At 64.6% G+C, this 22,867-nt stretch carries 21 protein-coding genes; 7 read left to right on the forward strand and 14 right to left on the reverse strand.

What is annotated here, in order from left to right; genetic code table 11:
• The first annotated feature begins 81 nt into the window (after positions 1 to 81).
• The gene (locus VN634_17750) at positions 82 to 1,698 is read left to right on the forward strand and encodes an ABC transporter substrate-binding protein (GenBank protein HXC52733.1); all 1,617 of its coding nucleotides are present in this window, start codon (positions 82 to 84) and stop codon (positions 1,696 to 1,698) included.
• Positions 1,699 to 1,717: 19 nt separating this feature from the next.
• Here VN634_17750 and VN634_17755 read toward each other — a convergent pair whose 3' ends face one another.
• The 4 genes from VN634_17755 to VN634_17770 are packed head-to-tail and all read right to left on the reverse strand — an operon-like array spanning position 1,718 to position 4,618.
• Positions 1,718 to 2,422, reverse strand: a complete 705-nt coding sequence (locus tag VN634_17755; protein ID HXC52734.1) for a hypothetical protein — start codon at positions 2,420 to 2,422, stop codon at positions 1,718 to 1,720.
• Positions 2,423 to 2,449: 27 nt separating this feature from the next.
• A complete protein-coding gene (locus VN634_17760; GenBank protein ID HXC52735.1) occupies positions 2,450 to 2,839 on the reverse strand; it encodes a PIN domain-containing protein in 390 nt (129 codons plus the stop codon).
• Positions 2,836 to 3,270, reverse strand: a complete 435-nt coding sequence (locus VN634_17765; GenBank protein HXC52736.1) for a hypothetical protein — start codon at positions 3,268 to 3,270, stop codon at positions 2,836 to 2,838. The genes VN634_17760 and VN634_17765 overlap by 4 nt, the downstream gene beginning before the upstream one ends.
• Before the next feature lie 49 nt (positions 3,271 to 3,319).
• A complete protein-coding gene (locus VN634_17770; protein HXC52737.1) occupies positions 3,320 to 4,618 on the reverse strand; it encodes a YihY/virulence factor BrkB family protein in 1,299 nt (432 codons plus the stop codon).
• Positions 4,619 to 4,671: 53 nt separating this feature from the next.
• On the opposite strand from VN634_17770, the gene VN634_17775 reads away from it, so the two are divergent.
• The 4 genes from VN634_17775 (at position 4,672) to VN634_17790 (ending at position 9,673) form a co-directional block, all read left to right on the forward strand.
• Positions 4,672 to 5,715 (forward strand): ABC transporter permease, encoded by a 1,044-nt coding sequence (locus VN634_17775; protein ID HXC52738.1) that lies wholly within the window; start codon positions 4,672 to 4,674, stop codon positions 5,713 to 5,715.
• A complete protein-coding gene (locus tag VN634_17780) occupies positions 5,712 to 6,518 on the forward strand; it encodes an ABC transporter permease (GenBank protein ID HXC52739.1) in 807 nt (268 codons plus the stop codon). Before VN634_17775 ends, VN634_17780 begins: the two co-directional genes overlap by 4 nt.
• 80 nt (positions 6,519 to 6,598) lie before the next feature.
• Positions 6,599 to 8,359 (forward strand): hypothetical protein, encoded by a 1,761-nt coding sequence (locus VN634_17785; protein ID HXC52740.1) that lies wholly within the window; start codon positions 6,599 to 6,601, stop codon positions 8,357 to 8,359.
• Between the two features lie 33 nt (positions 8,360 to 8,392).
• Entirely contained in the window at positions 8,393 to 9,673 is a 1,281-nt protein-coding gene (locus VN634_17790) for a DUF445 domain-containing protein (GenBank protein HXC52741.1), read from the forward strand.
• Between the two features lie 85 nt (positions 9,674 to 9,758).
• On the opposite strand, the gene VN634_17795 is transcribed toward VN634_17790, so the two are convergent.
• The 8 genes from VN634_17795 to VN634_17830 all read right to left on the reverse strand — a co-directional run bounded on the left by VN634_17795 (position 9,759) and on the right by VN634_17830 (position 18,725).
• Positions 9,759 to 11,318, reverse strand: coding sequence for an efflux transporter outer membrane subunit (locus VN634_17795; GenBank protein ID HXC52742.1), 1,560 nt, complete (start codon positions 11,316 to 11,318; stop codon positions 9,759 to 9,761).
• Positions 11,311 to 12,519 (reverse strand): ABC transporter permease, encoded by a 1,209-nt coding sequence (locus VN634_17800; GenBank protein HXC52743.1) that lies wholly within the window; start codon positions 12,517 to 12,519, stop codon positions 11,311 to 11,313. Before VN634_17800 ends, VN634_17795 begins: the two co-directional genes overlap by 8 nt.
• The gene (locus tag VN634_17805) at positions 12,519 to 13,220 is read right to left on the reverse strand and encodes an ABC transporter ATP-binding protein (GenBank protein HXC52744.1); all 702 of its coding nucleotides are present in this window, start codon (positions 13,218 to 13,220) and stop codon (positions 12,519 to 12,521) included. The genes VN634_17800 and VN634_17805 overlap by 1 nt, the downstream gene beginning before the upstream one ends.
• A 32-nt stretch (positions 13,221 to 13,252) precedes the next feature.
• Complete coding sequence (locus tag VN634_17810) at positions 13,253 to 14,530, reverse strand: efflux RND transporter periplasmic adaptor subunit (protein HXC52745.1); 1,278 nt, start codon at positions 14,528 to 14,530, stop codon at positions 13,253 to 13,255.
• 97 nt (positions 14,531 to 14,627) lie between these two features.
• Positions 14,628 to 16,328, reverse strand: coding sequence for a hypothetical protein (locus VN634_17815; GenBank protein ID HXC52746.1), 1,701 nt, complete (start codon positions 16,326 to 16,328; stop codon positions 14,628 to 14,630).
• A gap of 47 nt (positions 16,329 to 16,375) precedes the next feature.
• Positions 16,376 to 17,389, reverse strand: coding sequence for a Gfo/Idh/MocA family oxidoreductase (locus tag VN634_17820; GenBank protein HXC52747.1), 1,014 nt, complete (start codon positions 17,387 to 17,389; stop codon positions 16,376 to 16,378).
• Positions 17,293 to 17,868, reverse strand: coding sequence for a dTDP-4-dehydrorhamnose 3,5-epimerase family protein (locus VN634_17825; protein HXC52748.1), 576 nt, complete (start codon positions 17,866 to 17,868; stop codon positions 17,293 to 17,295). Before VN634_17825 ends, VN634_17820 begins: the two co-directional genes overlap by 97 nt.
• A complete protein-coding gene (locus tag VN634_17830; protein HXC52749.1) occupies positions 17,862 to 18,725 on the reverse strand; it encodes a glycosyltransferase family A protein in 864 nt (287 codons plus the stop codon). The genes VN634_17825 and VN634_17830 overlap by 7 nt, the downstream gene beginning before the upstream one ends.
• 516 nt (positions 18,726 to 19,241) lie before the next feature.
• Here VN634_17830 and VN634_17835 point away from each other — a divergent pair.
• Complete coding sequence (locus tag VN634_17835; protein ID HXC52750.1) at positions 19,242 to 19,508, forward strand: transposase; 267 nt, start codon at positions 19,242 to 19,244, stop codon at positions 19,506 to 19,508.
• A 147-nt stretch (positions 19,509 to 19,655) separates the two neighbouring features.
• Positions 19,656 to 20,315 (forward strand): IS3 family transposase, encoded by a 660-nt coding sequence (locus tag VN634_17840; GenBank protein ID HXC52751.1) that lies wholly within the window; start codon positions 19,656 to 19,658, stop codon positions 20,313 to 20,315.
• Here the strand turns inward: VN634_17840 and VN634_17845 are convergent.
• Positions 20,308 to 20,808: a hypothetical protein gene (locus tag VN634_17845; protein HXC52752.1), complete on the reverse strand. Its 501-nt coding sequence runs from the start codon at positions 20,806 to 20,808 to the stop codon at positions 20,308 to 20,310. The two genes, VN634_17840 and VN634_17845, sit on opposite strands and share 8 nt — an antisense overlap.
• Positions 20,809 to 20,812: 4 nt before the next feature.
• Positions 20,813 to 22,867: a hypothetical protein gene (locus tag VN634_17850; GenBank protein ID HXC52753.1), complete on the reverse strand. Its 2,055-nt coding sequence runs from the start codon at positions 22,865 to 22,867 to the stop codon at positions 20,813 to 20,815.

Below are 22,867 nucleotides of genomic sequence, written 5' to 3' on the forward strand. Positions count from 1 at the left end.
CGCATCCCTCACCTCTCAGGACGGCTTCCCCGCCTGCCTCGCCTGTTCAAAAGGAACGCTAAAGGTAGCAAAGGCGGCCTCTTGCCGCCATCCGGAAAGGCCGTTTTTCGGCCGTTCCGCAGCCGCAGCGCGGCAATTGCCGCGGTGCTTCTGGCTGCGCGGATGACGTCCGGCTGCGGTCACCACGGCCCGGCAGACGCTGCGGGCGCGCTCCGAATCGCGATCGAAGCTGCTCCGACCAGCCTCGATCCGCGTTTTGCGGCCGATGCCGACAGCAGCCGCATCGCCGGCCTCATGCACTGCTCGCTCGTCGAACCGGACGACCGCGGCGGCTGGCGGGCCGCGCTCGCGACCGCCTGGAGCCAGCCGGACGCTCAGACCTGGGTCTTCGAGCTCAGAAATGACGCACGGTTCCATAACGGCGATCCGGTGACTGCGGACGACGTCGTGGCCACCTACCGGTCCGTCCTCGATGCGAAGACCGCGTCGCCGAAGCGCGCCGCGCTGTCGTCGGTGACCCGCGTCGCGGCCGACAGCGAGCATCGCGTGCGCTTCGAGCTTTCGTCGGCCAACGCGGCGCTGCTCGACGGCGCGACCGTCGGAATCCTTCCCGCGCGCGTCGCGGCCGGGCCGCAGAGCGACGAGGCCACCGGTGCGAACGGATGCGGGCCGTATGAAGCCGCAGAGATCGATCCGCATTCGATCCTGCTTCGTGCGGTGAACGGATGGTTCGGCGGGCCGGTGACGCTTGCGGCGATCGAGTTTCGCGTCGTGCCCGACGCCGTGATGCGCACGCTTCAGCTCGAAAGCGGCGATCTCGATCTGGTGCAGAACGCGCTCGAGCCGGATGCCGTTCGGCATCTGCAGGAGAGAGAACGAGGCGGAGTTTCACAGCGCGGCGTCGCGCTGAGCGTGTCGGTCACGCCGTACGATGCCTACCAGTATCTCGGCATCAATCACCGCCATCCCGCGCTCGCCGACGTTCGTGTCCGGCGCGCGATCGCACATGCCATCGACCGCGATGCGATCGTGACCTGGGTGCTCGCCGGCCAGGCCGAGGTCGCAAGCGGACTCATTCCACCGCACCACGCCGGCTACGAGCCGCACGTTCGCCGTTACGCCTATGATCCGGCACGTGCACGGAGGCTTCTCGATGCGGCCGGTTATCCGGATCCCGACGGCGACGGTCCACTTCCACGCCTTCGCCTGCGCTACACGACGAGCACCGTCGAGCTTCGCCGGCGCATCGCCGAAGTGATTGCTGCCGAGCTCGGCGAAGTCGGGATCGAGATCTCGATCGAAAGCTACGAGTGGGGAACGTTCTTCCAGGACATCGCGCGCGGGAACTACGACCTTTACTCGCTCGCGTGGATCGGCATTCGTGATCCGGATCTCCTGCGCGTTGTTTTTCATTCGAAGATGACGCCGCCGGCCGGCAGCAATCGCGGATTTTTCGCGAACGCGCGCATCGATCGGCTGACCGAGCGCGGCCGCGCGGAAACCGATCCGTCACGGCGCACGGCGATCTATGCGCGTGTGCAGCGCGCGTCGGCGCGTGCGCTGCCGTACATTCCGATGTGGTGGCCGAAGAACGTGGTCGTGATGTCGAGCCGGCTCGAAGGGTTCACGCCGCATCCGTCAGGAGATCTGTCCGCGCTGGCGCACGCGCATCTCGGTGAAATCGGGGACAGACACTGATTTACGGTCTTAAAGCTCTCTACATATGACGGGCGACGTTTCGGGTACGCGCGCTCTTTAGCCAACTCAAAAAACTGCACATTGATTCTCGAAGTGGGTTAGCGCGGAGCCGATGCTCCTCCTGATAACTCCCAGAACAAGTTACCCTCGAAAGGTAACTAACGAGCTCGTCTCGATCCTTTCGCGAAATTACTAAATCGTTCTTATCAATTGGCGCCAGCACGGATCTAAGATCCAGTGTCGCGTTGGCCAGCGCATCCGTTAGACACGGAACCTGAACATAGAACTGGTTCCATTCCTCTGCCGAGATACTGCCTTTCGACCCGCGATCGCCGATGTACTTCTGAAACATTGCAGTATTCTGCTGGGCAAGCCCACGCAGAATGATGGAGCTGTCCCTGAGAGTCTTCGAGAGTTCTGCAACTTTTTTGTTCTTGCTGCTTTGGTACAAAACAAGTTGCTCCGTGACACAGTCCGTTAGCGTCTCCGCCTCGTCGAGTGTCATTCGGACATCTTCGATGGGCTGCGTCCGCAGCTGAATGCCAACCACAGAATTTATGGAATTCGCCGCCTGTAGCCATACCCATACGAACGGCATCGCAGCCGCGGTATCAGCTGGTTGGCTTATCGGGCATTCGAAGGCCGCCACGGCGCCCGGATTCCCGGCATCAATCACAATCAGCGCCGCGAGAAATGCACTGCACGTTGTCGAGGCAATCATCATGGTCTTACCGGCGAGACGTTCACAGTTCTACCAGCGAGTGACCGTCAGGCCGGGGATTCGCCGGAAGCTTCGTTCGTCGCGCGTGATGACTCCGCAATCGTGGGCAATCGCAGTGGCGGCGATCAGCAGATCGCGCTCTCCGATGCGATCACCGCGCACGGCAGCATCGGCCCAGAGTCGGGCGTGGATGCGCGCGCTTCGCAGATCGAACGAAAACACCGGCAGTCGTTCGATCAATCCTTCGACGAAAGCTTCGGTGGCTGCACGCTTGCGGGACGAGATGCGATGAACGCCGTGCAGCAGCTCGGATGCGGTTACGGCAGAGATGGCGAACGTTTCGTCGCGATGATCGCCGAGCGCTGCCCCGAGGTCGAGAAGCCCGCGCTCCGCTGCGATAAGGACGCTCGAATCGATCACTTGTCCCAAGGTGACCGCTCCACGTCGGGCTGCGCCCGACTCAGCGCCTCGACGATGTCGAGAAATTCTTCGTCGGGTTTGGGCAGCTTCGAAAAGAGCGCAAGGAGATCGGCGCCGGTGCAGCGGCTGCCCTGCAGCGGCCCGAGCTGACAGATTGGGCGCCCTCCGCGCTCGATGACGAACGTTTCGCCTTGGTAGCAGGCTCGATTGACGAGATCGGAAAAGCTCCGTGCCGCTTCGGTTGCGGAGACGACGGACATCGCCGAGGCCGAGACATACGATGGCTCCGGCGCTGCAACGCGGCCCGAACCTGATGCAGCGATTTCGTATCTGGGCGGGAGCGGGCTTGAGTTACGAGCCTTGCCGACCGGCTTCTTCGCGCCACTCATGAAAATCTGATTATCGGATTTTTCTAACGGCGTCCAGAACAAAATGGCCGCCGCGAAAAATAAGGGGAAATTTAAATGTACCTGTCCCCTTTTACGCGACGGGATCGACGAGGTCGGCGAGGGTGGCGTTGCCGAGGGCGGCGCGGCGGGCCTGCTGGAATGTCTCGAGCATGCGCAGGACCGGCGGGCGCGCGGTGCCGGCGTCGAGGAGATTCTCTCCTCTGGCGGCGGCGACGACGCGGTCGGCGGGAATGCTTCCGGGCGACAGCGACAGGAAGCACTGGCGCTGGTCGCGGCCGCCGATGTGCACGAGGCCTTCTTCGGCGAGCACGCAGAACATTTCCGTCACGCTTCGCACCGGCGTCTTCAGGATGACGGCGAGCTCGGCGAGCGTCGGCGCGGCTCTTCGCGCGTGCGCGGCCTGTGCAAGCTCGATCGCGATCGAGATCGCCAGGCGTTCGCGCGCCGCCACGCCGACCAGCTTCGGAATGTAATGTCGCCCGCACGCGGCAAGATTCTGGATCGCAGCCGAAAGCTCGGCGCCGCCGAGCACGATGACCCAGCTCGTCCACATCCACGCGACCAGCATCGGAAGCTGCGCGAGCGTGCCGTACACCGCGTTGTATCCCTGAAGACCGAACTGGAACGCGATGTAGAATCCCTGAGCGAGCTGCCACGCGACGCCGGCGACGATGCCGCCGATCAAGGCGGCGCGGCGGTCGACAGGCGCCGCCGGGAGGAACATGTACAGCGCCGCGAACGCGATGCAGACCAGCGCGTACCAGACGACGGAAAAGCCCATGCGGATGAGGAGCTCGAAGCCTCCGAAGCTTTCGAGCCAGACCATCACGGCCGAGCTTCGGAAAGCGGCCTCCGAGCTGGCCGCCACGGCGATCATCAGCGGCGCGAAGATGAGCAGCATCAGCGCGTCGGCCGCACGCCGGACCGCGCTGCGGCCGTGCGGACTTCCCCACACCGCGTCGATCGCATCCTCCATCTGGATCAGCAGCGAGGCTGCGCTTCCGATCGCGATCAGTGCGCCGATCAGACCAAGCCCGGCAATGCTGATATTGTCTACCCAGGAGACGACCGTGGAGACCGCTTCGGGAGACAGAATCGTCGCGCGCTCGAGCAGCAGCGACTCCAGCCGCTGGCCGGTCCAGCCGAGGCCGCGCACATACGCAAAAGACGCGGCCAGCGCCGGGACCAGCGCGAGCATGCTGGCCAGCGTGAGCGCCGATGCGCGCATCGAGCACGCGTCACCCTCGAAGCCTTCGACGGCGAGCCAGAGCACCTGGCCGACGTGGACGAGCCGGCGGCGCCACACGGGCATTTCGGCCTCGGGCTCCGACCAGAGCGCCGTCCTCAGCTGCTTGAATACTCCCTGCACTTCGATGCCTCCGGCGTTTAAGCCGTCACCGGCGCCTTTTCGCAACCGGACGCGTGCCGCGAGCACACATCCTGCGGGGCTGCTTTGCGCGTGCTGATCCCGCCGCATGGATCGGTCGCGAGATCCGTCACGAGATCGTATGCAGGGCACTGGCGCCGGTGATCCTGCTGCGCATGATCCTGCGCCGTCTCGGCGCACTCGTGCCGACACTGTTCGGCGTGGCCACGCTCGTATTCCTGCTGCTGCACGTCGTACCGGGTGATCCGGTCGACGTGATGATCGGCGAAAGCGCCGCTCCCGCTGCACGCGCCGAGCTGCGCACCAGGCTCGGCCTGGACGAGCCGCTCGGCGTGCAGTACGCCCGGTGGCTCGGGGCGATCGCACACGGCGATCTCGGAAGCTCGATCCGCAGCGGGAAGCCGGTGGCGTCGCTCGTCGCCGCGCGAATTCCGGCAACGGCGCTGCTGGCAGTGGCGGCGCTGATCGTCGCGGTCACAATTGGAATTCCGCTCGGGACTGCTGCGGCAGCGACCAGAGGATCCGCAATCGACCGCTTCGCGCTCGCGGCGAGCCTCGCCGCCGTGGCTACGCCCACGTTCTGGACCGGGCCGATGCTGGTGCTGCTGCTGTCGGTCGCGCTCGGATGGCTTCCGGTTGCCGGAAGCGGAACGCCCGCGCACCTGGTGCTGCCGGCGATCACGCTCGGCGCGGGCATGAGCGGGATCCTGATCCGCATGACGCGCGCGTCGCTGCTGGAAACGCTGTCGGACGACTACGTGCGGACGGCACGTGCCAAAGGTGCGTCGCCGATGCGCGTGCTGTTCGTGCACGCGCTGCCGAACGCGCTTACTCCGGTGTTGTCGGTGCTCGGTCTCCAGCTCGGCGCGGTGCTCGCGGGAGCGGTCGTTACCGAAACGATTTTTGCGTGGCCCGGCCTCGGACGGCTCGTCGTCGAGTCGATCCAGGCTCGCGACTATCCGGTCGTGCAGGGCGCCGTGCTGGTGGTCGCAACGACGACGGTGCTTGCCAACCTCGCAGCCGAGATCGCGCAGGCGCTCGTCGATCCGCGCATCGGTGACGCGGGAGACGCACGGTGAGCGGACCTCGCCGGCGCGTCGTCGTCCTTCTGTGCCTGCTCGCCGGCGGCGCGTTCGTCGCGATGGCCGCAGGCGTGATTGCGCCCGAAGCCGGCTCGCGAATCGAGCTCTCCGAAGGGCTCCGGCCGCCGGCGCTCGCGCATCCGCTCGGGCAGGACAAGCTCGGCCGCGACGTCTTTGCGAGAACGCTCGCCGGAGCGCGCATCTCGTGCGCCGTCGCGCTCGCGAGCGTGACCGTGTCGGTCGCGATCGGCGTGCTCGTCGGCGCCGCCGCCGGGTTCCTCGGCGGGATCACCGACACGCTGCTCATGCGCATGGTCGACGTGCTGCTCGCGTTTCCCGGGCTTCTGCTCGCGATCGCGCTGGCCGGAATGCTCGGCCCCGGCATCGGCAACGTGATCGTGGCGCTCTCGGCATTCGGATGGACCGGCTACGCGCGGCTGGTGCGCGGCGAAGTGCGCCGCGTGCGCGCTCTCGAGCACGTGCGGGCTGCCGTCGCGCTCGGTGTCGCGCCGCGCCACGTAGTCACGCGCCACGTGCTGCCACTGATTGCCGCTCCGCTCGTCGTGCAGGCGGCGTTCGGAGCCGCAGCCGCGGTCGTCGCCGAAGCGAGCCTCTCGTTCCTCGGCCTCGGCGTACGGCTGCCGTCGGCATCGTGGGGATCGATGCTCGCCGAAGCCCGCAGCTTCGTCGTCGAAGCGCCGCATCTGGTGGTCGGGCCGGGCCTTGCGATCACTGCGTTCGTGCTTGTCCTTCAGCTTCTTGGAGATGCGCTTCGCGACGCGCTGGACGTGCGCGAATAGTGGGCGCTTCTCCACCTTCGCGAGCGGATGAACCCACGGCGTCCGGTGGCGCCGCAGCCCGCTGGGTCAAACCGCTGCTGGTGTTTCATTTCGCCGCGCTGATCGTTTTCCGCCTGATCGCCGACAACGACGAGTTCAACAACTGGGATCTGATCGCGCTCCTGAACGCGCAGGCATTCCGCAGCCGCTGGGAGCTGCTGTCGCTGCCGCAGGTTCATTTCCTCCAGCCGTTCCGCTTTCCCACGTACAACACGGGTACGGAATCGGTGCTGTCGTTGCTGCTGCACGGCTCGATCGGGCGGCTGTTTCCTTATTGGTCCAATGCGATGGTGCTGGCGGTCTACGACTGCATTCTGCTCGCGGCGCTGTACGTGATCGTGCAGTCGGTCTTTCGCCGCGAGGATGCGCGGCGGACGGCGTGGGCGTGCATGGCGATGTCGCCCGTGCTCCTTACGTTCCAGTCGATTTCGGCGTTCGATACGCAGGCTTTTGCCACGATCCTTACCGCCATCGCGGGCGTGGAATTCATCCTGCGCAGCCGGGCCATCCTCGGTGCGGGCCTCGTCGGCGTCGCATTCGTGCAGATTTCGCAGGCGTACGGGCTCACGTTCTTTCTGCCGCTCTACTGCGGCGCATGGCTCGTCTCGCGCAGCATGATGCTCGCGCTGGATGAGCCGGCAGCGTCCGGCGCGCGTCGCCGCAATTTCCTGATTGCAGGCGCGGCCATCGCCGCATGCATGGCCATCGTCGAGGTCGCATCTTCCGGCGAGTATCTGCGCAGGGTGATCGGTCTCGTGTCGCGCACTGCGCGCGATAGGCAGGGCGTCGAAGTGACATTTCCGTCGCTGATCAAGGCTCACCGCTTTCTGCGTGAGGCCATGGGGTCGAGCCTGCCGTACGGTCGCTCGTCGGGCGGGTTCTTTCCGTTCTTCCTCGTCTTCGAGGGCGGACTGCTGCTCGGGCTGATCGCGCTGGAAATCCTGCGAAGAGGCACAGCCTCGTTCCCACGGCTGATCGCGCGCGCGGGCGCGTGGGGCCTGCTGCTTGCGCTCGGATACTCTGCGGCGATCCATGGCAGCAAAAGCCAGCGGGCATTCCTCGGCGAGGTCTTTCTCGCGCTCACCGTCGCCGCGCTGTTCGAAAGCTGGCAACGCATCCGCAGGATCGTTCCGCGCTCCTTCTTCCTACAGCTCGCTGCGGTGCTGGCTCTGTCCAACGGCTACTATGTCTATTCCGTGTTGCGCGTGAGCCATCAGCACAATCACACGCCGGTGTTTGATTATGATACGGCCGACGGCGTCGTCCGCCACGACGTCAACAAACGGATCCGGGAAATGCGCCGGCAGCGCTTCGACGAAAACGCGTTCCTGGTCTTGAACTATCCGCGCGGAGCCGACGAGAACCATACCGATCCATCGGTCTTCTACGCGAGGTTCCTGCGTTATTTCGGCCGTTACGACAACGACCGCGAGCTCGTCGTGACCTGCCGGTTCTGCGATCTGCCGTACGGATGCCCGTTTCCGCACGTTCGCCGCTCAAAGTGCACGCACAGCTGCTGCTACGAGGACCCGATGGTCAGGCTGGCATCGCTGCGAGAAGCCCGCACCCGGATCGGATATCTGTGGACGTACGCCGACAGTGACGAAACGTCGGCGCGCCAACGAGAATTGTTGAAGCGGCTCGAGCACCGCTACGCGCTGTCGGAGATGCCGCGCTTCCGCGAGGGCGGCTGGACATGCTTTCGGCTCGATCCCGCCGCTTCTTCGCCGCGCCGGAAGAAAAACTCGCGGATGCGGCGGCAGCCAGCCGGCACTGGCGCCAAAGCGCCGGCCCCGGCTTGAGTTCCTGCGGACCATCGTCGACTTTGCATGCGCATGGCAGCGTCGAGGCGAAACCGCGTCGGAGGCATCTCGCTTTCGATCGCCATCCTTGGCGCGCTGGCGGCGCATTTCGGGCCGCGCCTCGGCCTGGTGCCGCAGTCCACGTGGCTCTCCATCGTCGGCGCCGGCTTCGAAGCGGCTGTGATCGGCGGCCTTGCCGACTGGTTCGCGGTCACGGCGCTGTTCCGGCATCCGCTCGGCATTCCGATTCCGCACACCGCGATCATTCCTGCGCGCCGCGCGAAGATGACCGAAGCGATCGTGAACATGGTCGAGGAGGAATGGCTGTCACCGGAAGTGATCGGCCAGCGGCTCGCGCGCCTGTCGCCGAGTGAAGCCGTCGTCGACTGGTTCGGTGATGCGTCGCACGCGCAGCGTGTGGCCGCCCCGCTGCGCGACCTTCTGCGCGGTCTTGCGCGCACGCTGACCGAGCGCGAGGTCGTCGATTTTTCCGAGCGCACGCTGCGGGGTCAGCTCGCCGACCTGCGCATCGACGCGACCGCCGGGAAGTGGCTGGCCCGCATCGTTCGAAGCCCGACTGCGGACGCAGCGTTCACGGCGTTTGCGACGTCGCTTGCCAATATCGCGTCGCGGCCGCGAACGTCCGAGCAGCTCCACTGGTGGCTCGAGCAATCGGCCACCGCGCTGCATGCGCGCGGGCGCCGCTTCGTGCCGTTCCTGCTGCGGCGACGGACGGTGCGCGAAAAGATCGTCGAGGCCGCGTGCGAGTTTGCGTCCGCCGAGCTTCGCGACGCGGCCGACGATCTCGACCATCCGCTGCGACATTACGCGCTCGATACGCTCGGAGGTTTCGCCGAGCGCGTCGAGGGCGGCGATCCCGAGGCGCTTGCGCGAATCGAAGGCGTGCGTGCGGCTCTGGTCGAGAGCCTCGAAGCCGGCCCGCTCGTGCGCGATGTCCTCTCGCGATTGCGCGCACAGATCGAAAGGGATCTCGGCGATCCCAAAGGCACGCTGTCGCAGCTCATCGAACGGAAGCTCCAGGCCAGCGTGCTGCAGCTGCTCGACCATCCCGACCGTCGTGCGACGTTCGACCAGTGGGTGCGTACGACCGCGCAGGAGCTGCTCAGCCGCCATCACCACCAGATCGGCCTTACCGTGCGCGAGAGTCTCGAAGCGCTCGAGACCGACCGGCTCGTCCAGCAGATCGAAGACCGCGTCGGCGCCGATCTTCAGTACATTCGTCTGAACGGTGCGGTGGTCGGCGGCCTCGTCGGCATGATGCTCGCGGTCGCGCGGCTTTTTGCGCAGGTGTGACCGCGGCGCGCCGCTGCAGCTTTACCTCAGTTCATAATCGCGCCGGCGTGCCGGTTTGCGCTCGCTGGCGGGCCAGCTCGCTTGCTTACGTTCCGCTTCGCGTCGCCTGCGTTGCGCTTCGTATTTGCGCCGGCTCGACGTCGGTCGCAAGGTCGCGACAGCCGGTGTCGGTGCAGTCCGCGACCTGCCAGCCGCCGCCGAGCGCCTTGTACAGCGCCACGAGGTTGGTGGTGACCGAAGCTTCGCTTTCCGCGAGGCTCTCCTCGAAGACCAGACGCGAGCGCTCGGCCTCGAGCACCGTTTGAAAATCACTGAGTCCGTTCTGGTACTGGAGCCGCGCGAGGTCCTGGGCTTTGCTCGCGGCGAGCTCGGCTTCGCGCAGCCGGTCGCGACGCTGCTGCTCTTTGGCAAACGCGACCAGCGCGTTCTCGGCTTCCTCGCCGGCGCTGAGAACAGCCGCCTGCCAGTCGGCCAGCGCAGCGTCGGCTTCCGCCGAGCGCTGCTTGACGATGCCGCGAAGACGGCCCGCATCGAACAGGTTCCACCGCAGCGCGGGCCCGACCGCAAAGCCGCGCGCAGCAGCCGAATCCAGCGATGCGAAGTCGGAAGCGGCAACCGAGAACGTTCCCGTCAGCGTAAGCTTCGGATAGAGGTCGGCGGTTGCCACGCCGATCGCGGCGGTCGCGGCAGCAAGGCGCCGTTCGGCCGCAGCGACATCGGGCCGGCGCCTGAGCAGATCAACGGGTAGCCCGACCGCAACCGTCGCGGTCGGCACGGGAACCGGCTTGCGCACGGCGAGCTCTGCGTCGAGCGAGCCCGCGCTCGCGCCGAGCAGCACGGCGATGCGATTCCTCGCCGCCGCAAGGTCGATCTCGAGGGCCGGAATTCGCGAGCGCGTCTGCGCGAGATTGTACGTCGCCTGCTCGACGTCGAGCGCGCCGGCGAGTCCCGCCCGGTAGCGCCACTCGGCAATCTCGAGCGTATGTTTCTGGCTCTCCGCATTGTCGACGGCGATCGCGACGCGTGCCTGCAGCGAACGCATGTCGACGTAGTTGCGCGCGACTTCGGCAACGACACTGACGAGGACATTGCTGAGGTCGGCGCCCGCCGCTTCGAACTCGGCCGTGGCCTGCTCGCTGGAGCGCCGGATGCCGCCGAACAGGTCGATCTCCCACGACGAGTCGAAGCCTGCGGAGAAAGCATCGCTCGACGAGCGGGTGCCGGTTGTCTGCCGGCGCTGGTAGCCGGCCTCGGTGTCGACCGTCGGAAAGAACGAAGCCCTCGCGACCTGCCTCGCTGCGCGCGCCTCCCGGATGCGTGCGATCGCGCGATGCACGTCGAGGTTGTTCTCGACTGCGCGCGCGACGAGACCATCGAGCTGCGGATCGCCGAGCGTCTGCCACCACGCGCGATCGACGGCGAGCGATTCCTCACTCCCGATCTCGAGCCCGTTTTCCATCCGGGCACTCCAGCCTGCCGGCAGCGTCGTCCGGGCCGCCTTGTAATCGGGGCCGACGAGGCACGAAGCGCAAAGAAGCGAAGCGAGCAGCGCGGGCGCAAGGCGCACGGCGAGAGCAGCGCCGCGGCTGCGTACGGTGAACGCCGCGCGGCTAAGCACGGGGAGAGATGAGCGGCGCCTATTCATGGCGAAGCGCTTCGATGGGATCGAGCCTGGCCGCCCGTCTCGCCGGAAAGAACCCGAACACGACGCCGATCGTACTCGAGAACAGGAAGGCTACCGCGATGATTCCCGGATTGAGGATGAACGGCACGTCCATCGCGCGGCAGATCGCGACCGTCGCGACCATCGCGACACCGACGCCAACGAGCCCACCGAGCGACGCGAGCACGACTGCCTCGACGAGGAACTGCGTCAGCACCTCGCCTTCGAGAGCGCCGATCGCAAGCCTGGTGCCGATCTCGCGCGTCCTCTCGGTTACCGACACCAGCATGATGTTCATGATGCCGATTCCGCCGACCAGCATGCTGACGGCGGCAACCGCTCCGAGCAGCATCGTCATGATCTGCGTCGTGCCCGTCAGCGCAGCCGAGATCTCCTTCATGTCGAGGACGGTGAAATCGTCTTCCTCGCCGGCGGAGATGTGCCGGCGCTCGCGCATGAGCAGAGTGATGTCGCGCTTGGCTTTTTCGGTCGACGCTTCCGACGAGACCGAAACCATGATCGCGTTGATGTCCTGCTTTCCTGTCAGCCGCCGCTGCACCGTGCGCAGCGGCATCAGCAGCGTATCGTCCTGGTCGGAGCCCATGCTCGACTGGCCCTTCGGCGCGAGCAGTCCGATGACGCGGCACGAAATCTTGCCGACGCGGATGGTTTCGCCTACCGGCTCCTGTCCGCCGAAAAGCTCGCGGCGCACGGTCGCTCCGAGCAGGCAGACGGCTTTGCCGCCGCGCAGCTCGGCGTCGTTGAATGCCCGGCCGCTCGCAAGCGGCCACTGGCGCGCATCGAGAAACGCATCGGTCGTTCCGGTGACCCCGGTCGAACGACTCGCGTTGCCGTAGACGATCGTCGCATCCTGCGACGCGGTCGGCACCACTACCCGCAGCGAGCTCACCTGATCGGTCACCGCGTCGACGTCGGCGATCTCGAACGGCTTCGATGCTCCCGAGCCGCGGCCGGGACGCCGATGCTGGCCGGGAATCACGTAAAGGATGTTGCTGCCGAGGCTCGCGATGTCCGCGCGGATCTTGGCCGTCGCACCGCCGCCGACGGTCACCATCGTGATCACCGCTGCGACGCCGATCACGATTCCGAGAACCGTCAGGAACGAGCGCAGCGCATTGCGACGGACCTCGCGAAGCGCAAGCACGAGCACGTCGCGCCACATCAGCCGGTCACCTCATCGGACGCGACGTGGCCGTCGACGAAGTGAACCACGCGGCGCGCGTAGCGGGCCATCTCGCTTTCATGCGTGACCATCACGATCGTGATGCCGTGCTCGCGGTTGAAGCGGCAGAGCAGCTCCATGACCTCGACGCTGCGCGCGCTGTCCAGATTTCCCGTGGGTTCGTCGGCCAGAAGCAGCGCGGGCCCCGACACCACCGCGCGCGCGATCGCGACGCGCTGCTGCTGTCCGCCGGAGAGCTCGGTCGGCGTATGGCTTTCCCATCCGGTAAGACCGACGTCGGCCAGCGCGCGGCGCGCAATCGCGGCGCGCTCGGCCGGCGGAGTTCCGCGATACATCAGCGGCAGCTCCACGTTTTCGAGCGCCGACGTGCGCGGCAGCAGGTTGTAGCCCTGGAAGATGAACCCGAGCCATGAGCGCCGCAGCAAGGACCGCTGCCGGCGCGTAAGCGTCGTGATCTCGACGTCGCGAAAGCAGTAACTGCCCGCCGTCGGCGTGTCGAGGCATCCGAGGATGTTCATGCACGTCGATTTGCCCGAGCCGCTCGGTCCCATGACGGCGACGAACTCGCCTTCTGCGATATCGAGGTCGATGCCGCGCAGCGCATGCATCGCGGCCGCCCCGCTTCCGTAGACCTTGGTCACCCCGCGCAGCCGCACCAGCGAAGCGGGCTGTTGAAACACTGTGCTGCCGGGCGCCGGTCGCTGCGCGGTCGTCATTTCGCGCCCGAGACCGTCGCATCGATGACCAGCGGCGTTCCGTCGTGCACTTCGCCTTCGACCACCTGCGTGCGGCGTCCGTCGGTAAGCCCGATCTGGATCGGCGTGGCCACCGGCTTTCCGTCTTCGAGGCGGTAGACGGTCCGCCGGTTGTCGTGCCGCGCCTGACTGGCCGGCGGCTCGGACCAGCGGCGGCCGAACGGCATCAGTTTCTGCAGCAGCCCGCGGTCGTCGCGTGCCTCGACCGGCGGAACGAAGCGCAGCGCTTCGTTCGGGACGACAAGCGCCGCGTCGATGGTCGCGATCACGATGTCGGCCGTCGCGGTCATCCCGGGACGCAGCGCGAGGTCGGCATTGGCGACTTCGAGGACGGCCTTGTACGTGACGACGCCGTTGACGGTTTCCGACGCATAGCGAAGCTGCGTGATGTGCGCCGGGAACGTCCGGTCCGGATACGCGTCGACCGTAAACGTCGCGGCCTGTCCTTCGCGGACCTGTCCGACGTCGGCTTCGTCGACGTCGACCTCGAGCTCCATCTGCGCAAGATCCTCGGCGAGCTGGAAGAGCTTCGGCGCCTGCAGCGACGCGGCGATGGTCTGGCCCGGCTCCACGTCGCGCGTCAGCACGACGCCGTCGATCGGCGAGCGGATTTCGGCCTTGGCGAGATTCGTCATGTCGAAATCGAGCTTGGCGCGCGCCTGGTCGATGGCGGCTTCGGCGCTGGCAACCTGTGCCCTCGCGCGCGCGAGCGTGGCCTTGGCCGTATCGAAATCCTGCTGCGACGGAACCCGTCCGCCGCTGGCCGTGCGCACGGCGCTCATGCGGTTCATCTCGGCCTCGGATTCGACGACCGACGCGCGCCGCTCGTTGAGGGTTGCCTCCGCCGCCGCGAGCTCGGCTTTGGATTGCAGCGATTCGGCCGTGAGCTTGAGCGTATCCAGGCGCGCGAGCACCTGGCCTTTGGTGACGTGGTCGTTGTAGTCGACCTCGACGGTGTCGACGATGCCGGACAGCTCGCTTCCGACGTCGACTTCGTTGGTCGGCTGGAGCGTCCCGGTCGCGTTGACGGTTACGATCAGCCGGTCGGTTGTCGCGTTTTCCGTGCGATATTTGACGGTGCCGTCGCTGCCGCCGGCAAACGGGCGCCACAGGACGACCATGAGAATGACCAGCGCTCCGGCAGCAATCGCCAGCTGGCGCCTGCGCCGCGCGACCGCGACCCGTTCGCTTTCCATGAGGGCCGCCACCTCACCCGGCAGGTTCGATTCGGCCATGCGGCTGATTCAAGCGCAGGCAGCGCGCAACCGAAACTCGGAGTGCGATCGCACGGCATCGTTCCCGCAACGCCGGCTGCTGCCGTATGGCGCAGGACTATGGCTGGCGGGCCGCATTCTTTTTGGCGCGGCGTTCGACCTTTCTGTTTGCCCTGCCGTAGTCCGGTGCGTTCGACTCTTTCCTGCTCGCCCGCTCTTCGTAGGCGGCCCTGGCGGACGGCGAAAGCTCCTTCAGCGCACGCTTCATGCGCTCCTCATCGATGAGACGGCGCCGCTCGGCGATCTCCGCGAGCGGCCGGTCTTCATGCAGCTCCCAGATACTCACGCCGCGCAGTACGATGCGCTCTTCGGCGGTAAACGTCGTAAGCAGAAAGAAATCCTTCATGCTTTTGGCTTCCTCGTCCGCAAGGATCAGCCAGGCGCGACCCGGGACCACGGCCAGCCAGTCTCTCGCGCGCCTGTCCCAGTCGGGACACGCGCGCTCGCAGTACATCGCACGCGGCAGGCGGCCGTGACGGTAAAACTGAAACGCGTACGCCGTGCGCAGCGAAAGAATCACCCTGTCGTCCGGCGCGACGAGCGGCTCGAGCGCCGCAATCGCCTGGTCGACGTCCTGAAGAACGTCGCGGCGGAAAAATTCCATCCGGTTGGTGTGATACGGGACGATGCGCGTGCGCACCGAATCGTAACCCGAGTACAGCGCAAACGCGGCCACGACGGCCAGGGCTGCAGGCCGAAATCGCGGACCAAGCGGCCGCGCCAACGTCCACAGCCCCTGCCCCGCCCATAGCAGCAGCGGTGGAAGTGCGAACAGCAGATGCCGGCCGTGCGCGATCAGGTAGTGATTGGTGAGCGCAGCGACGATGCAGAGTGCAGCGGCAGCGAAGTACATCCACAGAAGGAACGAGCGCTGCGCGCGCGGCCACGTGAGCGCGCCGAGCGCGGCGATCGGAACGAGCACTTTCCACTGGCTCGAAAAGAAATACATCGTCGACGCGCGGAAGTATTCGGTAACTCCCTTGACGATCCGGCTCCCGAGCGACGGTCCACCGCCGAGCAGGTAAGGCGTCCAGTACGAAAGCAGGCGCGGGCTGGCGACCTGCGACGAGATCGTCAGGAAATACGCTGCCGCAAACGATGCCGTGAACGCCGCGCTGCACAGAAACAGGTCGCGGCGAAGCTCCGGCGTCGCGCGCAGCGCCCATGCAAGCCAGCCCCACGCCAGCAGCGCCGCGATCGGAAAGATGCATGCATAGCTGACCCACGGTGCAACGATGACGAGCACCATCAGCGCGATCCTTGCCCCGCGTTTCGGTGCGCTGCCGTCGAAGCCTGCCACCGCGAGCATCGGGCAAGCGAGCGCCACGAAAAGATCGATGTCGTAGGACTTGAGCTCGCGGGAGTAATAGATGAGCGGCAAAAGGCCGGCCGCGAACCACGCGGCCAGCACACCGACCCACGGACGCGCCCCGAATGTCTTTGCCGCGCGTGACAGCAGCGGCACGAATGCAATGCCGACCAGCAGCGGAATGATCCGATAGCTGACTTCGGGCGGCGCCGGCACGAGCGCCCGCGTCATGCGGACGAGCCACAGGAAGCCGAACGGCACCGCGCGGCCGTCGGCGATTGCACGGGACGGCTCGTCGACAAGCATCGCTACCCACGCTTCGTCGCGCCAGAACGGTTTGGCGTCGAGGAACAGCACGCGTACGACGATCGCGAGCACGATTGCGACGGCCAGCGCAATGCGGCGGCCGGTCAGCGACTGTGCGTCGGCTGTTTCGTCAGACGACGTCACTCGGCGGCGTCCCGGCACGACATCATTCTCGCAATTCCCATGCGCGCTCACGGATCCAGGCCGGCCATCGCGCGCAAGTTCGAGAGTACCCTCGTCACGCGCGCCGCATCGTCCGCCGAGCTCTTCGGCGGAGGACCGCCGGCCAGATGCCCGAGGAACGCGCGCAGCTCACGCATCAGCGGAGCTTCGGTCCCGATCGCGAGTCTCGTTTCTACGCTGTCACCGCCGGAATTTCGATCCTCACCATCCGCGATCAGAAGATGATCGGACATCGCGCCGGGAAGCGTCGCGACCAGACCTTCGCACGTAAGCCGTATTTCGCGGCGAGTGACCGGTGACGCGCCGTGGACCTCGATCACGGCGAGCGGCCTCGCGCCGAGCGTCGCCGTGAGGCCGACCGCCCTGCCCTCGCGGACCTCGGCGCTGGCAGCGACCGGCTCCGGAATCTCGCCGAGGATCTCGAGCGCGATCGCAAGATCGTGCGGCGCAAGCGTCCATACTGGATCGACATCGACCTGGTCGGGACTTTGGCCGATGCGGGTCGTCTCGAGAGATACGATCTCGCCGGCCGCCGAAGTACGGCCGAGGGCGCGCAGCGCTTCGATGCCCTGGTGGTAACGCCACTTGTCCATCACGAAGAGCCGGCCGCGGCCCTTTTCTGCGAGCATGTCGGCCTCGGCCACGGACAGTACGAACGGCTTCTCGCAGAAGACCGCAGCGCCGCGTTCGAGAGCTTCGCTCGCGAGCCTGGCGTGCGTGGCAGCCGGGGTCGAGATGATCACTCCGTCGGCCGCGCGGACTTCGTCGAAATGCCGGACGGCCTTGCGAGCGCCGTTCGCGCACGCATTCTCGCGAGCGGCCTCGTCGACGTCGACAACCGTGACGTCGCAGCCGAGCGCAACCAGATCGCGCAGGATGTGGCGACCCCACCTCCCGCAACCGACGAGTGCAATCGAAGGTGACGTTACTGGTGATGCCAGGGCCGGATCCTCGGCAGCAGGGCCTCGAGCGTTCCGAGCGCCGCATCGCGCTGCGACAGCTCGGGCGACTCGACCGGCCACGCGAGGTCGAGGCCCGGATCAGTCCAGTGAAAGCCGAGCTCGTCATCGATGTCGTAGTAATGCGACGTACCGAGCACGTATGTCGTCGGCTCGCACGCGTAGAACCCGTGCGCGACTCCGTGAGGAATCACCAGCGACGAAAGATTCTCACCGCTGAGCTCGAAGGCAGAGGGCATGCGCTCGGTCGGCGACCCGGAACGCAGGTCGCACAGCGCGACGAACAGGCGACCCTGGACCACGCAGAGGTAATCGTCGTGGCGAATGTGCACGTGCATGCCGCGCAGGATTCCGGCGCGCGAGATGCAGGTGCTCCACTGAACCGGTGCGATGCCGGTCGGCCACGTCGCGCGAAAGATCTCGGCGACCATGCCGCGCTCGTCGGCATGGGCAGCGAGCCGCGTCAGCGTCGTATCCGCGGGTAGGCGTGGCGCTGCGCCGCCAGGTCGGTCGTCGGATAAGTTTACGGCCTCCTTCAGCATGGCTTCCTCCAGCGCTCGATCTGGAACCTTACAAACTTCGGGCCCGATACGCGTGTGAACCGCAGCATGTCGAGCCACTGCCGCCGCCGCGCGGCAAGCGAGCGCCGGCCCGGCGCCGCTTGGCTGCGTACGAAGCTGCACCATGCCGGGTCGCCCAGCAATTCAAAAAATCGTGCCTGCGGCGGTTCGGCGAGGCCTTTGTAGAGGTGATCCCAGTCCTGGGCGTAAAAGCGCAGAATCGTGGGATGGTTGCGGTACTCGCCGGCAAGACGCGCCGTGCGACAGCGCTCATAAAGCTCGCGATCGCCGAAACGCATCAGGGCCTCGTTCCAGTAGCCGATCGTGTCGAGCACCGCGCGGCGAAGGACGACATTGGTCGCACCGACAAACCAGTTGTGCAGGAAGCCGCTCACCAGCGGCAGTCGCCAGTCGAACGCGAAGAAATGCGGGTCGAGCTCGCCGCTGCTTCGCACGTGCACGGAGCGCGTGACGATGTAGTCGAGCCTGCCGCCGTCGAGCGCCGTCATCGCGTGCTCGAGATGGTCCGGAAACCACAGGTCGTCGTCGCTCGCGTGGGTTACGTAATCGCTGCGGAGCGACCGCAGCACGAGGTTGCGGTTTGCGTAACCGTAGCCGGGCGCTTTGGGGAACGGGTGGAAGATGACGCGCGGGTCGTCGAACGAGCGGACGACTTCTGCCGTCGCTTCGTCGCAGCCGTCGCCGACGACGTGGAGCTCGAGGTGCGGCCAGGTCTGGCGGAGCACGGAGCGGATGGAATAGGCGATGGTATGCGGGCGGGCGTGGGTCGGGAGGATGACCGCTACGGTTGGGTTGTGTGTCGTCGGGACGTCGCTCAATCCAGAATTCCTCTTCCAAAGCGCGACGTCTTCGACTCAGCGGACGCGCTTTCAGCGTTCGGTCTCTGTCGCATATTTTGGGTCATGGCAACGGGCAAGGGGCGCAGCAGCGACTGACCCTATGCAACGTTCCAACTGCAAGGCCGGACTCGCGTGCTCAGAGAGAAATCTGCGAGTCCCCATTCTAAGCGCCCATTTGGCCGCACGCCGCTGCGCGCGGTTTTGCCCCACGCCTTTCCCCGTCTCATCCACACCGGCTATCGCGTCCGCCCAGTGAACGGGACTCACGACGTCGTCGACCGCCGGAAATCAATCCCCGTCGAAGATAAGACCTCTTCGGCTCGAACGGAACGACTCCGTCTACGCCTGTGACGGCACTCACCCGAGCCCTTTTTGTCAGCCTGCGTAACTCTCTAGGCTGTCTTGCAGCAGTTATGCGGGCCGGTTGACGTTCCCCCATCAGAAGCGACCGCTTGAAGAGCCAGTCCTCCGGGCTAAGCAGAGTCAGGAGAGGACATGCGAAAGAGCAGGTTCAGCGACGAACAGATCCTCCAGGCGATCAAGCGGGTCGATGCCGGCATGAGCGCGGCAGACGTCGGGCGGGAGCTCGGCGTCAATCAGTACACGATCTACCGCTGGAAGAAGAAGTACGGCGGTCTCGATGTAAGCGACGCGCAGACGCTCAGGCAGCTCCAGGACGAGAACGGGCGGCTCAAGCGGATGGTCGCCGACCAGGCGCTCGACATCGACGCCCTCAAGGTTGCCCTCGGAAAAAATGTGTAAGGCCGGCAGCGCGCCGAGAGGCGGCCGCGAAGATCGTCGCGGCCGGTTTCTCACAGAGGCGAGCTTGCCGGCTGGTCGGGCTGTGGCGCTCGACGTACCGACACGAAGCGAAGGGACTGGGCGACGAGGGGTTGCGTGCGCGCATGCGTGAGCTGGCGGCACAGAAGACCCGGTACGGATTTCCGCGGCTGCTCGACCGGCTGCAACCACAAGCGTGTTTACCGCGTGTATCGCGAGGAAAACCTGCAGGTACGCAAGAGGAAGCGGAAGCGGCTGGCCCGCGCGCGGTGCAACCCGAGGCGGATCGCAACTAGGCCGAACGAGAGGTGGAGCATGGATTTCCTGAGTGACGTCGCCGGCGGGCGGCGGTTTCGGACTCTAAACGTGCTCGACGAGTGCACGAGAGAGGCGCTGGCCATGGAGGTCGACACGTCGCTGCCGGGTCAGCGTGTCGTGCGCGTACTCGAGCGGATCGTCGCCGAGCGTGGCAAGCCGGCCGAGATCGTCATGGACAACGGCCCGGAGTTTACGAGTCTGGCCATGGACCGCTGGGCGCACGAGAACGGCGTCGAGCTCCACTTCATTCAGCCCGGCAAGCCGACGCAGAATTGCTACATCGAGAGTTTCAACGGCAAATTTCGAGACGAGTGCCTGAACGAGAATTGGTTTGTAAACGTCGCCGACGCGCGACGTCGAATCGAGAACTACCGAAGGGGTGTACCAGGAGTTACTGTTCCTTCGCGCTCCACGATGCGCAGCACCGTTCGCATGGCCTCTCGTTCGGTTTTCGGTCCAACCCTCAATTGACGTCGCCTCTAGGAGCGTCCGAAGCTTTCCGCGAAACGGTCCCACAAAAGTAATTGGTCTTTCCGTTTGTTATCACTCTAAAGGGCGCAGCCGCATACACGAAAGATTTATCATGAACTCGAACTCGAAAGCTGTCACGGGTTGCGCCGGGCGTAATCTCGTATTTCTCGTCGGTGCTACTCCATGTGATGATAAGCTTTCCCGTTTCCTCCATGGGTGTCACATCGGACGTCCACCCCTCCGGCTGCGTTACTGCACTCGTTGAACGTTCGTCGTACGTCCAGCCCACGGGTTCGTTATCTAGCTCCGCGAGCTTCGATTCGCAGCGGTATCCCAGTTCGATTTTGACGATCGTTTCTAAACTGGTGTTGCGGACGGTGTACTCGTACGTGGTGTTCCCGGAGTCGACTGTCTCGGAGACCTCGATATTCACAGTTGACGGAGCAGCGAATGCCTCGTTCGCAAACAGCATAATAAGAAACGCTAGAATCATTTCGTCAATTCTGAGCTGGGATTGGGTTGAAGTGATGCGGGTCACGTACTGGTAGCGGACGATGCATCCCGCATTGTTGTGCTATTGTTGCAATCTGCGCGTCGGTTAGACCACTGATAGACAGATCGAATGCATTTCCACTCATATGATTGGACGTGGGTACCGGCCGATCAGATCGGCCCGGGAAATGATGCGAGAATTCGTTTTGTAGTTCGGTTCTTAGATCTTGACACTCCGGCGTGCGTAAATTCTCTAGCCGTTTCCACTTGTCCCAAACCTCCACAAGGTGGTTTTGATATTCGGCAGGTCGATATCCTGAAGTGACATGTGACGATCCGCCAGCGGCAGTAATGGCCGACTGCATGCAAGTTAAGTGGGCGGCGATATCTGGCGAGAGGCCGCTTAGATCTACCGGATCCTGACCGGCCATAGCCTGCGTCTCGAGGCTACTTGCGACACTGTCCGATAGCGGCGTAAGCGGAGACACCGGGCATGTGTCAAAGCGTAAATTGTAGATCTCGCCGACAGATTGATCGCCCCAGCCATCCTGCTCCACCGCGAAGAATAGGATTACGGTCTGATTTCTCCACGAGGGTTTCGTAAGTTTTTTCGACACTTCCACACGCCCGCTATCCCAATAATGCCCGTAGTCCTCACCCGGTACCGATAGGTGGTCCACAACCGTTACTGTCGCTTCACCTGGTGGGCTCATGTAAACATCGAAATAGTCCCAAACGCCAGTATCGTAAGATTCCGATCGGTACTGGAAGTTAAGAATCCCACCGTCATTCACAGCGATCGTGACGGCGACCATGCTTAGGCCATCTGGTTCAACGCCAGGAAGCTCGGGCTTGTAGAACGGATCGTCGTAGGGATACTCCGTGTCCCACCGACCAATGTGCCATTCTTTGTCGCCCGAACCCGTTACATAACCTATTCCGACATCCGACCACTTGCTTACCGCAGGAGGAACCGGGTCATCAGCTGTTAACGCGACAGACATCCCGGTTTCCAGAGGTGGACATTCGGTTGCCACCTGCCCCGCGATCTCTCCCGCTACCTGAAAACCGTCGCCGAGAATCGCATTAAAGTGACCGCTTGAATAGCTCGGGTCACCCGTCCCAGGGACGACGACTGTAAAACCGCTTTGCACACCTCCCGAAGGCAGATCGCTTGCCGACGAGCTGCTATTCCAGGAAACGGCCATTGTCGGCGATTCTTCCTGTGAGACGGCGGTCGATGTCCATCCAGTAGAACCGAACATGCTAGTGGCTGGCGCACCATTGGCGTAGGTCCAATTGAAGGGAGGGACGTCGAGCTCAGTGATGCCATGGTAGTAGTCATAGCCGATTTCCAACCCCACGAGCGCTTCGCCTGAGCAATTTCGGACCTCATACTGATACGTGGTGTTGCCGTTAACGAAGGTCTCTGTGACTCCGACGGTGACCTCTGGCGGTGGCAGGCTGCCTTCAGTCGGCAGGAGTGCTGGCATGAGCTCGGTCAGAACGCGATCGATACAGTACCGTTCAAGATCTGGCAGAATGTCGGGCGACGTACAGCCGCCTGCGGTATCGAGAAGTCCCGCAACAGTTCCGTCGTGGAACTTAGCCTTGCACAGCTGTAGCGCGCCATTCGTCGTGATTGCCGAGGCGGCGCATCTCATCAAATTTCTAGCTTGTTTTGCCACAATACGCATGGATCGGCCTGCGCAATCGTTGTCGCCGGAAATGTCATTGATCATCGTTGCAACACAATTGTCGAGATCGTCAAACAGTAAGCTATCTGCTGGGCAAATCGACGCAGTCTCTATTATCGTCGCGAGAAGATGTGCGATTGCTGCATCCAAACATTGCTGATCTACCTCAACGCCCTTACTGTACGCTTTTGAATGGCAGTACAGATACGACTTAAAAAATTGCGCTGTCGCTTTTCGGTTTTTTGTTGCGCATGACTCGATCCGAGTCACCGTCTGACTAAAGACGACAGTATGTGTCATTAAGACGGTACATGTCGTGAGCAGCATAGCGCAGACGATCTTTCGGTTTGATTTGACTTGCAT

Source organism: Candidatus Limnocylindrales bacterium, from assembly GCA_035571835.1.
Taxonomy (GTDB): Bacteria; Desulfobacterota; Binatia; order UBA1149; family CAITLU01; genus DATNBU01.

Coding starts and splice junctions, on each gene's coding strand:
- VN634_17755 (HXC52734.1), bottom strand. CDS start 2,422: ATGATGATTGCCTCGACAACGTGCAGTGCATTTCTCGCGGCGCTGATT.
- VN634_17790 (HXC52741.1), top strand. CDS start 8,393: ATGGCAGCGTCGAGGCGAAACCGCGTCGGAGGCATCTCGCTTTCGATC.
- VN634_17795 (HXC52742.1), bottom strand. CDS start 11,318: ATGAATAGGCGCCGCTCATCTCTCCCCGTGCTTAGCCGCGCGGCGTTC.
- VN634_17800 (HXC52743.1), bottom strand. CDS start 12,519: ATGTGGCGCGACGTGCTCGTGCTTGCGCTTCGCGAGGTCCGTCGCAAT.
- VN634_17810 (HXC52745.1), bottom strand. CDS start 14,530: ATGGCCGAATCGAACCTGCCGGGTGAGGTGGCGGCCCTCATGGAAAGC.
- VN634_17825 (HXC52748.1), bottom strand. CDS start 17,868: ATGCTGAAGGAGGCCGTAAACTTATCCGACGACCGACCTGGCGGCGCA.
- VN634_17835 (HXC52750.1), top strand. CDS start 19,242: ATGCGAAAGAGCAGGTTCAGCGACGAACAGATCCTCCAGGCGATCAAG.
- VN634_17845 (HXC52752.1), bottom strand. CDS start 20,808: ATGATTCTAGCGTTTCTTATTATGCTGTTTGCGAACGAGGCATTCGCT.
- VN634_17850 (HXC52753.1), bottom strand. CDS start 22,867: ATGCAAGTCAAATCAAACCGAAAGATCGTCTGCGCTATGCTGCTCACG.